The sequence below is a fragment of the Streptomyces sp. NPDC031497 genome (assembly GCF_055580905.1).
In genome coordinates this window covers 1-13,207 of the sequence record NZ_JBVIKO010000054.1, presented here as the reverse complement: position 1 = coordinate 13,207, position 13,207 = coordinate 1, and the positions used below count along the sequence as shown (strand labels likewise).

The following is a 13,207-nucleotide window of genomic DNA, read 5'->3' as shown; positions in this document are numbered from 1 at the left end:
CGTGGCTGAGGGATGAGGAGCGTCATGAGAACGCTTTCCAGGAGGCGTTCACCCAGGCGCGCAGGGAGGATGTTCCTGGTGTCCGGCCCCCGGCCCCCGGCCCGGCCACCGGCCCGGCCGGCGATCCGGCCACCGGCCCGGCGGGCGATGTGGCGGGCTCGGGTCGGAGCGCGGGCGGCGAGACGGCCGCCGGGTCTGCGGCCCCGATGCCCGGCGTGCAGGAAACGCTGGCCCGCGGCGTGCCAGACACCACGGCCGGCGGTGGGCGGGACACCACGGCCGGCAGTGTGCAGGAGACGCTGGCCGGCGGTGTGCAGGAGACGCTGGCGGGCGGTGTGCAGGAGAGGGTTGTTGCCGGTGGGCGGGACACTACGGCTGGTCTGGTGCCGCGCCGTGGGGACCGCACCCACACCCCCGACACCCGCACTACGGACGCGGATGCGAACGGCATCGCCGATGCCACAGCCTTCGAGCAAGCCCCGGCCCGCATCCCGGACGACCCGCGCGCTAGGCCCATCCCACAGAGTCTCGAACCGATCCTGGACTCTGCTTCACGGGGTCCCCTGTCCGCCCGTTCCGGCTCGTTCCTAGACCATCTGCAACTTCAGGTCCAATCCGAGGCCAAGAGGCTCGGATGGCCCAAGGCCGTCGAACCAGGCGAGGTGCGGTCTTGGTCCGAAAAGCTCCACGGTGCGCGGCCGCTGCGCAATGTGAAGGAGGCGTCGTTCTTCGTCGTGGCGTCGATCGTCACCGGCCGCCCCTTTGGCCTGCCTGGTGGCATGCCTCTCCCGTCGGGTTCGATCACCGAACCGCCCGGCGGCGAGGCATCGGGAAGCCGGCTCCTGCATCAGGAGCAGGAGACCGAGGGTCCGTTTGCCCAGAGTCAGACCTCTGCCTCGCAGACGCGACCGGACTCCAGTAGCGAGGCCGGACACGCCTCAGGCGGAGGCGCTGCCGCCTTCCTGCCCGACATTGTCCATAATTTTGCTGCCCCGGATGCGCAAGAGTTGCACGGCTTGGTGCACCTGGCTCCGGTCCCTCACGAAGCTCTGTCCGCACTGCAGGCACAGCTGGCAGCAGTGGTGAGCAGGGCGATAGGGTCTGGTGCCGGTCTGCGGGGGGCCGTCGCAAGTGTCGTCGGATCACCCAGCGGCACCGAATCCGAGATCCTGCGCGAACTGGAGGACCGGCTCACCTCCGCGAACTTCGCCTTCCTGCGCCGGCAGGTGCTGAGTCAGTCCGGACTCGTGGTGCGCCTTGAGGCGCTGCGGTCCCGCGGTCTTGAGTACGAACTGTCGGTACGACTCAAACTGAGCGACCCTCGTCCCTTGGCTTTTGAGCTCGCGGAGACACCCGGATTCCTCCAGCGCTGGAACATCGCGGCCAACGGCTCCGATCTTTCCGTGGGTGTCAGCGATCTGCGCACGGTGAGCGCCAATGGCAACCAGATCTGGCCGTTGCCCTATCATCCGCAGCCCCAGTCCGTTTCGGTGACTCCCTCGCTCTCCGTCAAACGCGGCGAGCGGTCCGCCGTCATTTCGATGGGGGAGACTCAGCGAAGCCTGGACCTGCAGGGCGCCCGTGAACTGGGAGAGAGGTTCGCTTGGGGCGCCTCGATGGAGTGGCGATTCACGGGCGGGCCTGGGCAGGGACCGCTGACCTCCTCCGGCGCCACGCCCTGGAAGCCGCTGGGCGTAGCTTGGACCCAGCAGACCGTCTTTCCCGAGCATTTGCTGCAGCAGGCTACCGACACCGATGTGGCGCGGAACCTGACCCCGGCGCCTCTGGCCGACCTGGTGCAGAACGTGCCACTGCTGGGCGTGAATGCCTTCCCTCATGCTGTCGCCTACTACGAGGACGCCCTGCAGGTGCTGGGCCCTCACTTGTCAGACCTGGCACCCGCCTCACAAGACGCCGTGCGTCAGTTCTTTGCCGAGGAGACTCTGCGAGGCGGGGTAATGCGTCTCTTGGGCGGCCACTTCTCGCCCAGGTTGTACCGCAACGACGGTTCCCCCGTGGGCTTCCTCATCTCCAGATTCGCCCTTGCGGAACTGCCCCAGGGGGAAGAGCGCGGTCGTCGTGTCGCCGGATACACCGTCCTGGAGACCGACTTCTTCAACACGACCTCTGTCACGGGCGCTACCACCAGCACCACCTCCGCTGGCATCTCGGCCAATGTGGGCGGTGGCGTGCTCGATCGGATCGGCATCAGCGGATCCGTCGGGACCCATCGGTCCGAGAGCCATGGATTGAACTACGGCGGAAGTGTCCTGTACTCCAATGGCTTCCGCCTCACCGAGGAGCACAGCGTCGGCGACTACATGGCCTTCGCCTCTCTGACTCTGGTGCGGCCCGACGGGAAGGAAGAGTTCCGGCTTCCGGAGCGTAACGACGGTATTGGCTATCCGGTGAGTCTGCGGGTGCCCACCACTGACTCCATCGGCCGACCGGACGAGCGGCCCGCCGTTCGACGCTATGCCCCCAGGCATGTCCGCGAACTGTCCGACCTGAGTATCTCCGTCACCCCCATCGGCGTCAGAGGTGAGGAGGAGGTTTTCCGCCAGATCGAAGAAAGGCTGCGTGACTTCCTGCCGGGGCCGGCTGCCGCCGGCGACAGCGCTCGGCACGACGAACTTCTGGCCAATGCGCAGCGGCTGCAAGAAGCCCGCTCCGTACCGGCTCTGCGCAGACTCATCAGCGATTCGAGGCATGTGCACCTCACCCGGACCACGGCGGCCGGTGTGGAGAGGGTGACGGTTCGGCTCAGCGTCCGTCCCACCGGTGAGCTCGAACATGTGCGTGATCTGCCTGGCGTGCAGGTGCTCAACTTCTACGCCTCCTGGCGCAACGACGGCGAGCGCCGCTCCATCACCCAGCATGCGGTGGATGCCGGCTTCCAGGTGGGCGCCACTCTTCCCGCGGGGGGCGGGACGGTCCGCCCCGGCCTGGACTACTCCTTCGGCTGGGAAAGGGACCTGGCCGAGAACAACCACAACAACCACGGTGAGGAGAACTACCTCATCAGCGGGCGGCATCTTTCCGTGGTCGAGGGACCGGCTGTCATCGAGGCCGAGTTCTTCACCACCCACGGCGATCTGCCCGCGCCGGTCACCGCGGCAGGGCGGGTCCAGCTGGCACTACCCGCCTTCCGCATGCGAGAGGAGCTGGAGGACGACCCCTCCCCGCGGCCGGTCGTACGCGAGGTGACTCAGGAGGATCTGGACCAGCTTGCCGGTCGTCGTTCCACCCCGGCTATCCGGCTGCCGGTCTCTTCCTTCGTCGAACGCCTCGGTGGCACCGCCGCGGTCATGGAAGCGGTTGATGTCCTCCTGGGTTCCGCGCGAACTTCGTCGGACGACGAGGCTGACCGACGGCCGGATCCCCAGGGAACCGATGCCGACATCGACTTGGAGATCCTTCAGGTACCGGGCGCCTACCCGATGCAGTCGTCCGCGGTTGACGCCGCAGGTCCCGCCACCGGCATGGAGCAGGACAAGGATGTAGCCCCCGACCTGGAGCAGAGCGACGCCAGACAGGAAACGACCGCCCGCACACTCCCGCAGCGGCTCTTCGAGGCTGTGGCCCAGCAGGGCGCGTCTCTCTACGAGAGCATCGGGCACTATGCCCGCACCACCGTGACGGGTCCTGACCTCACGAATCCGGCGACGGAGTTTCAGGCAATCCTGCGTGCCGCGCTTTCTCCGGCTCATCTTTACGACAACCTGCCCCGGATACTCACCGACCAATATCACGTGGACCTTCCCGTCCCGGGCATGACCGGAGTCGAGGTACGGGTCAGTCTCTCCGCCCACCTCGGGAACATCGTCTACCGTGGCGGGCTTCCGGCTGATGCTCTGGTCACCGAGCGGTGGCAGGTCTCCGGCGACGGCGCGGATGTCACTGTGGCCCGTGGCAGCGGTCACTCCCTCTCGCCGCTGACCCAGGTCGGGTGGCAGTCGTCCGGCGTCTTCGGAATGTCGGCGCGTTATGCCTACGGTTTCGGCGGAGCGCAGAGTGACACACGATCGGACGTCTTCACCGCTTACCGGATTACCAGTCAGAGCGGGACACCCGTACACGATTTCACCGCGGACCTCACCGTGGTGGTGGAGGTGAGCCGGGGACACCATCAACTGCCCTACAACTTGTTCTCCGAGAGGACCGCGTCGGCGCGCAAGGCGGTGGAGATTCCCCAGGCTGTCGACTTCTTCGTCGGCGAGCACGAGCTGAGCCGCCACGAGCACTTGGCCGCGTTGGTAGGCCGCGCGGATCTGCCGTCGGTGCCACCAGCCGATCGTCCTTTGCCCCTCGCCTTTACGACGAGCGGCAGCATCGGTCTGGGGGCGGTGGTGGACGTCGCCGAGCCGGCAGACACATCGGTCACCCGTGCTGCCCTCACGGCCGTCGGAAATATTGCTCCCGGCAGTACCTCGATCGGCACCGCGTCGTCGGTTCCCGGCCTGCTGGACAGCATCGGCCGGATGACCTCGCTGCGTGGCCTGCAAGCCCTGATACCCGCCGGTCGCGTGTCGTTGGCCTTCGCGCACAACAGCACGCTGTGGGGTGCGCGACTGGTGCGACTGACGCTCACCGCCTCCCCGAAGCCGGGCTTCGAGGGCGTGCTCGGAAGAGCCGTTCCTCTCGGACATGAACTGGAGACCCAGTTCGTGCGTACCACCGGCGCCGGGTCGGCCGTTCGTGAGCCTGGTGCCACCGGGCATTCCGCCACCCGCAGTTCCTCCCACCAAGGCGCGCTGAAGCTCTCGTTCTCCTGGCCGAAGTTCGGTTTCGGTCTCCCGCTCGGCGAGACCACCCAGAGGTCGAGGGGCAGGAGTGAACAGGGCAGTTACAGTCACAGAACGTGGACTCACGCTGGTGACGACGCCACCGGAAACCTTGCCGACTACGACATTCCGTACAACATACTGGTCGAAGTGACGGCCAGTCCGCTCCCTGGCCCGCTGGCGCTGATACCCCGCATGATCGTGCCGAGTGCCCTCCAGGACGCGCTCGCGACCTGGGTGCCCGGCCTGACAGCGCGACCGACGGCTCGTCTGGAATCGTCCAGGACGGTCGGCGTCCTTGCGACCCTGAGGCTGGCCGGTGCCGGGCTCACCCGCGATGCCGGCATGTTCCCCGCTGCCGTTGCCCCGGCGATTCTCACCAGTGACCCCGCGGCACCGCGTTCCGCTCCGCCGGAGGGTGCTGTCGCCCTAGAGATGGAGAGCAGGCTTGAGGGCGCTCCCTGGAGGCCGTCCGGCCCCTGGGCGATGCTCCATTACGACGGATTCGCCGAGATCTATGGCGCCCTGCGCGAGGCGGCCGGCGAACAGACGGATCCGGCGGCCAGCCCCGTGCAGACTTGGTCCAACGAGGGGCTGCTCGTCCGGCTGGGCGAGCTGATCAGAAGTGGCCGGCCGACAGCACTGCACCGTGAGAACACAGCGCCGTTCCTCGGTGCCTACGGCAGCGACGGCCTGTCGATGCAGGTGGAGCTCTACCAGCCGGTCACTTTCGCGGCAGGCGTCCACGCCGCCATCGAAGACGTACACGTCACCGACGCGGGCCAGTCCTCTCGGGCCGGCAAGGCGATGAGCCCTACGATCGGCCTCGCGATGAACATCCCATCCGGGCACGTCAGCTCCTCATTCGCGTTGCTTGCTGACCGGTCGCATTCCGGCGGCTCCACCGGTGGCTCGATCCAAAACCGCGAATACCTGCGCGCCGGCACGGCCGATGTCTCGCCGGACGGCCATGGCGTTCCGAGCTACCAGGTTGCCGCCGTCGTCAAGGTAACGGTGCAGGGCCCCGGCGGAAGGACGCGCTATGCCCTGGGCAACGCCTACCTGCATACGCTGGAACGCCCGCCGTCCACATCGTTGAACCGGATAGAGTTCCAGGTCGCGGCGGACGGCGCCGAGCGCGCGGCCCGCCGGATGCCACAGCGGCGGGAGTCTGCGGTCAGTCCCGCTCTGCGGCTGCTGGCGGAGGTGCGCAACGCGGTCGCGCAGGCCGAAGGCACCGGTGTGCGTCCCGCGTCGCTGCCTGCGGACACCCAGTGGCAGCCGGTCTCCGGTGGCCGGCAGGTTGTGGACGCCGCCCTGCGCAGATGGGGCAGTGGCACCCTCGCACTCATCGTGGCGGACCGCTCCGGCAGCGGCGCGCTGGCCGCCTATCACACCCGGGACGGGGAGTTGTCCTGGCATGAGTTCCGCACGGCGGAGCCCGCCGACGCGGGCACGGGATCTGGGTCAGAGGTCACTCGCGCGCGGCCGGACGACGACTCCTTCGCTGTCGAACGGGGCGCCCTTGTGGCTCTGTTCGACGCCTCAGGTCAGCCGCTTCTCGACGACGGGCTGGAACCGGACTCTGCCACGGCCGCCGCTCCTGCGGACGATGGCACGGCCACCATTCTTCGCACGATGCGTGGCGCTCGGGAGCAGCAGAGCGCCGACGCCGTAGCACCGGCAGGGGCCACGAGCGATCTGTCCAGGGCGGCGATGGTGCGCGAAGCGCACCTGCGTGTGGGTCCACGGTCTGGGCTGGCCAGGACGAGCGAGGATCTTGAGCAGCTGGCCCGGTCCGTGATGGACGGTGACGGTTCCCAAGCCACCATGCAGGACTGTCTTGTCCTCCTCTACCGGTTCCGTGACCGGCTCTTTCCTCAGGGAGTGGGGCCCTCCGGCACTGCCGACGACTCTGTGCTGGACGTACGGTCGCAGGAGGGCGCGCTGGCCCTGGGGCCGGGCTGGCAGCCCGTGGGTTCCCACGACGTTGTCGCTGAGGCCTTGCACAGGCCCGGTGACGTAGCTTTCGTCCTGGCCAGGCGGCTGTCGGGGAAGGGACACGCTTGGGCCATCTACCGTCTCGCCGACGGCGAGGACGCAGTGGGAAGCGCCCGTGTGGTGTGGATCGAGCTACAGGATCCGGACGGCGAACCGCTGCGTACCGTGCCACCGCGGGAGACTGCGTTGTTGGACGCCCGGGCAGTGGTGATCAGCGCCGAGGGACGCGTGGTCACCGATGCCCTGGCGCCCTTTGCGGCCTCGTCCTCTGTGCCGCACGCACTTTTGGACCCGGCCCGCGAGCACGAGTACGGGGCGATTGGGGTTGAAATTGAGGTCCCGCGCGAACTGACGATGAAGCCAGATCGTGTGGCCTTTCTGCCTGGTGTCCTCTTGGCCACACATAGCTCAGGAACTGTCGTCGTAACCGATAAGGGGGGATTTTTCCCGGACTCCGCACGCCGTCTTCACCTGAGGCCGGCGGACAGAAGCGTGAGTCGTGCTGAGGCTGTCATTATTCCGGAAATCGTTTCGCCGCCACTCAAGGTGTTCCCGCAAGAGCAGAGATTTCCCGCTGATCAAGGTATGCAGCTGCTGCACGACACGAGGGCAATTTTCCGGACAGCTGTACAAGGTGCGGATCTCGCGGCCTATCTTCGTCCCGAGGACGGTTGGACTATCACCCCTGAGGGGCAGGAGGTGAATTTCGGCCGTACGGTGGGAGGCGCGCAGGGCAGCTACGTACAGTTCACGGTCGGTGTCCCGGTGCGCGGGCTGCAGCTAGCCCACCTTGTTGCACTGGACAATGCAACCTATGACCATCTCGTACCTATGGTTGAACGTGCGTCACTTTTGTCTGGAAAAATGGCCGCGCTCTACGCGGAGGCGCGTATCGGTCGCCCTGTAAGTCCGAGCGATTTGCCTTTCATAGCCGGATTTATTCCGGACGCTATCGCTCTGCAAGGTTATCTGGAAATCGGTTATGCTCATGTGGCAGTCGCGGTATCTTCCCGCTTTGATCCTGCCGGAACGCTTGGGAAGAACCTTCTTCTTGTGGCGTCGCGTACGCCGCTGCAAGATATACGGGCAGGCCTGAGCGAAGATATCAAACTGTTCCTCGAGGAAAATTATCAGCGGTTCGTAGAAATATTCGTGACTGACTTTCGCGCTTTTCTCTCCGAAAGGTTTGGGAGTCGGGGAGGTGATATGAATGCAACTCAGAGTATGCTTGACTGGACAGTAGGAAGGGACACCTCGGCCACCATTCGCGACATGCTGAAAACGGTACTGACCCGTGTACCCGCCGGCACTGCTGTGGGTCAGTATCAGTCTGTGGGAATGCACGATTATCCGGGGCTGGACACGGCTGGCGGTCGGCTGCCCTACGGTATGGCTCTCCTCGAGTTCCGGAATTTCGGAGCGGACCGGGATCACCACACTGACGCTGAGATGTTGACTGCTTTCCAGCGGCTCATGCGCATCTCGCAAGAAGCGGTCCGGATGGAAGATTATGCTCGGACTTTGATCATCCGCGATGCGTCTCTTATTCTTACGCATCCTGTGAAGGCGATATTCGCTTCGCTGGTGGAAGCGACGCATATCCGAGTGCGAAACCCTGGCCGACGCTCCTCCGGCCCCCTGTTGCCCGGGGTGCAGATGAGGCTGCTGGCTCAGGGAGCGGTTGTACACGCTATGGGCGGTCCGCTGCCAGCTTCACTGCGTGACGAGATCTGGCGGCTGTGGGACCGCACCAAGGTGGTGATCACGCACCAACCTGAGGCCCGACCCCAAAGAGCGGGACTGATGCGGGTTCTGGCTGCGGCCAGGGAGGCGTTGCAGTACCTGATGACTGTGGAACTGGATGTCGTAATGGGGCGTCCGGTGACCGAGATTGAGGTAAGGGCTGTTTGGAAGGTCATCGACAAGATTGCTCCGGAGCATCGCTCAGCAGTATCACTCTTCGATGCTTGGGAAGCTTTCAACAACTTTGCTCAGCCCGGCCTTGCACAGCTGGCGCCGCAGTCCCCTCCATATGTGCAGCAATTTGATGCTGCGGCGATTCGTGCGGCGGCCCTTCTGAGCGGACGGTTCACGTCGCGTGGACCGGTCAGCGGACTGGCTGGAGCCGGCCGGGACGAAGGCGCGGATCCGGTTGCGGAGGGCTGGCCCGCGGGCCGCGCGGTCACTGTAACGAGCCCCCGCACAACCGGGGTGCCCCCGTTGGTGACGGGAGCGGAGTCGATGTCCGGTGCTCAGGCCGGACAGGTGGAGAACTCGCCGGCATGGACCACGGTGACCGGGCCGGAGCTGGGCTCCGGCGGCAGCTCCCGTATCGAGTCGTTCGCCTACCGCGTTAGTTCCGGCGGCGATGTCGAGTTGCCGGACGGCCGCTTCCTGGCGGCGGGCTTGTGGCGGCGGTTCGGCTACGACTTCCTCTACGAAGGCGTAGCCGGGAACACGGCGTACATCCTGCACGGTGGCAATGGGTGGATAGGGGAAGTCGCCAACGCTCAGCAGGTGATGGGACTTGTCGCCGCTGCCGGTGAGGCCGACCGATACAGGCTGAGCGCTGCCACCGATGGACTTCGGCTCCGACCGGCAGAGGGCGGCGGTCCCTCCTTCTACGTTCCGATGCCATACAGAGCGTCCGAGTGGGCCGCAGGAGAGCCATTCGGGGAAACGAGCCGGAGCGAGACGCCTCTGGCCGCCGCACCGGCCGACGCAAGGGCCCGTGTCCTGGACGAGGCGGAATTCGCGGCCGCCGCGGAACGCGCGGAAAGCCGTATACCCCAGGGCACGGAGGTCGTGGCCGCGGTGCGGTTGCTCGCAGAGTTGCGAGCCGTCCTCGCGCGGCCCGAGGAAGCCACCACGGATGCGGCGGTGCTTCCGGAGAACACCCAGTGGCAGCCCGCCACCGGCGGTCGGGAGGGCGTCGACGTCGTCCTGCGCCGACTCGAGGGGGGCGCGCTCGCTCTCGTCGTGCTTGGTGCTTCCTCTGCCGGTTCGATCGCCGGCTATCGAATGCGGGACGGCGAGGTGCTGTGGTGGCGGCTCGGCGTGGGGGAGGACAGCGGCCGAGCTGGCGACGATCTCGCTCTGACGTCCGCTGACCTCGTCGCCCTGTTCGACGGCGAGGGTCGGCCATTGCTCGGTATCGATCTGGACACGGCCCCGTCCGGCCGGTCGGCCAGCGCGGTGATCAGCATGCGGCCAGTGGACAGCGATACGCGCACGGATGAGCCGACCGTTGATGAACAAGCAGGTGACGCCCCGCTTGCTGCTGCGATGAGGGAGCAACCGGAGCTCTTCGACGATCTGGACGTCCGGTCGATGCGTCAGGCACTGGGGAGGAACCTTGTGCCCAACCAGACGCGAGTGCTGATCGGTGATGACCCGGGAGTCCGTGATCTGCGGAAACAACGTGCCCAAGATCTGGCTGAGCTCGCCCGCGCGGAAAAATCGGGAGGTCACTCGGCGGCCGAGGCGATAGCGCGGGCACTGGCTGAGCGCGCGTCCGACGACGACCGTTTTCTGCCGGACACTGTCGCCGTGCTGCCCGGTGGTATGCCTCAGCGGCAGCAGTCGAGGGGGCAGAGCGGTCCTGTGCTGTTTCCGCCTGACTTCAAGGCGCAGGCGGAGCGTGTGCTGCGGGGTATGCAGCTGGATCTGGCTCGTCGGGGCCGGGTGTTGAGGGTGATGGAGGCTGTGGCCCGGGTCGAGGATTCCTGGCATGACGAGTGGCCCGTGGATGAGGTGGTCAAGGTGGTGGCCGACGGTGCGTGGACGGCGGAGCATGTGCCGACCATCACGGAGCTTGCGCGGCCCGGACGCCTGCACCTGGCCAAGGCGGCAGCCGCCGGTCCAGTGCTCGCCAAGTTGCTGCACACGTATCCGGCGCTCCGGGAGGTGCTTGTCGACGCCCCCGTGCTGCTGCGTCACATGAGCGTGTTCCCTGGGCAATACCTTGAACCGTGGCTGTCTCAGCCGAAGGCCGTCGAGGGTCTTTTGACGGTTGTGGGCAAGCGGCGCCCGCTCATCGAGGCGCTCAACAGCGAGTTGCCCTCCGTCTACAACCTCCTTGCTCATCCAATCCTGATTACCTCCCTTGACGGGATTACGGACTTGGTCCTGCATATGGCGGGACCGGGGCCATGGACGTGGGCGATTACGCAGAGGCCCGGTTTGGCTGCCGCTCTGGTCAACGTGCACAAAAAATACGGATCCGCTTATACGGAATCCCTCAGTATGGAGTGGGCCCTCGCCTGGGCCCTCGTGACAGGACGCAACATTGACTATGTGGCACTGCTGACCAATCGTGATGTACGGAGTGCACTACAGGAGTATTCCGATCAAGCCGGGCTGTGGACGATGACGCCCAAACTGCTTGACATCCTGATCAAGGACATGGCCACGCTGCGGGAGACGATGTCGCGCACCGCTGATTCGGCCGACAAGAAGTACGCCGGGTCTTTGCTCGATACTCTGGCAGCTGGGACGACGCAATTGGTCAGTTCCCTGGAGGATAATCTTCGTTTCGCCGAGCGTTTGATGAGCCGGAAGGCCTGGTTGCTGGCAGCGGTTGAAACGCCGGCTGTGGCCCATGTGCTGGCGCTGGATCCGAACCGCTTCGACGACGTGGCGGACGACCTGTTCGAGGACGCACTGCGGGAAGCGGTGATTCCTGTACTGCCCGACCGCGTCGTGCTCGGCCCGGACGCGTCGCCGCTCGACCGGGTCCGTGCGGCCAACCCTGCTCTTGATGCGCTTCTCGAGCGGGAGGGTCACCTTACGCAGTCACTCATCGCGCACCCGCAATTGATGGCTGTGCTGGCCGGTCACTCGGATGTGCTTCAGCGGCCTGACCAGTTCCGCTGGCTGCTTACCGGGCGAGGCGCTCCGGTCCGCCCGATCGTTCGTGAGGGATCGCCGCTGCTCGCTCCTGGACTGCTGTCGGCAGCACTGCGATTCCCCTACTTCGGGGGCTACCTGGCATTCGGTGGGTCACTGGAAACGGCTCCCACCACTGACCGGCGTCACCGTCTCATCGAGGCGCTGCGCACGGAATCCGGTGCGTCGGACATGCTGAATGAAAGCGTTACGGTCGCTCAGCTTTACGTGCATATGGAGACGAGCGCCAATGTGCGTCATCTCGTGCGGCTCTGGCGTGAGAGCCCTACTGATGAGCGGCCTATCACGTATACCACCAATAATGGCTATTTGAACGCTTTGAGTGCTACAGGAAATATCCCTCTCTTCCTCAAATCCATGCTGCTCGGTGGCAGCGCGCTTTATCGGCTGTCCGGGGATCGGGGGGAGATGCTTGCTGTTCTCACCGATGATTCGTACGCCAATCTCGAGCCTCATGAGAGTCTGCTGAAGGAGCTTGCCTCGAGGAAGTCCATTGATCTTCCTCCTCATCACTGGAGGGCTTTCTTCGCCAACAAGAAGCTGCTTGAGGCGTTGGACGCTCCTGAAAACAGGCAGTATTTGGGTCTGTTGGCTTCGGCTCCCGCGGCTCTTGCTGAGGCGATTGCGCGTCCTGGTTTTGTGGGAGCTCTGGGGAAGGAAGATTTCAGGGCCGAGCTGGACGCGGTGGCCGCCCTCAAGAAGGCGAAGAAGGCCAGCAGGCAGTGGGTCACCAAGCTGGTGGATGCCGTATCCGACGCACGTTTTACTGGAAATCAGGCTCTTACGCCGGAAGGTGTCTCAGTAAATGAGCGTGATGTCTTGTTCGGTCAAATGTGGCACAAGGAACCGGATGCGATCAGGGATGCGATTTCTGCGGCAGTCGACGGGAATGAAGAGAGCCTCGAACGACTTGTCTGGATCGATCAGTTTGTCCGGGCGAACCCGGATCTTTTCGCGGCGGCCAAGAATAGCCTTGCGCTGGGAGCCTACCTTTATTTTCTAAATGGTCTGGCTGTCTTGCTGAGCGAACGTCCAGCACTTATCGACAAGGTATTGAGTCGCGATTCAGAACTCCTGAACGCGTTCGCAGCAATTCCTGGCCTCATTCCTGCGATACAGAGAAATGACTCGCTCTACCGGATTCTGATCAGTGATCCGACCTTCGGACGGCTGGCGCTGAGGCATCCGCAGTGGGCGTTTACGTTGATCAATAACCGGGAACTTGCTTCTCTTTATCTCAACAGGGCCATGTGGGTGGTGCTGATCGAGGATGTGAACCGCGACACGGTGGTGCGGAGAAGTGAAAATCTCACCCGCTCCTTCAACGCGAACGACCAGATGGCGCGAGAAATAATGGCTCCCGACGCACAGGATTTGTTGCATTCCCTTGCAACTATGCCACTGAGTCGGTCGAGTGTGTTGGTGTCGGATGCTGTTGGTAGCAGTGTTTCGGTGGTGCGTTGGTTGAAGCGGAATGTGGGTGATGTGGGTGTGTTGGTGGGGAATCCGGTGGT

1 pseudogene is annotated in these 13,207 nt (G+C 65.0%); it reads left to right on the top strand.

The annotated features are described in order from the left end of the window. Window positions 1–13,207, top strand: a pseudogene (locus ACZ5K7_RS47835) (hypothetical protein); the annotation flags it as partial.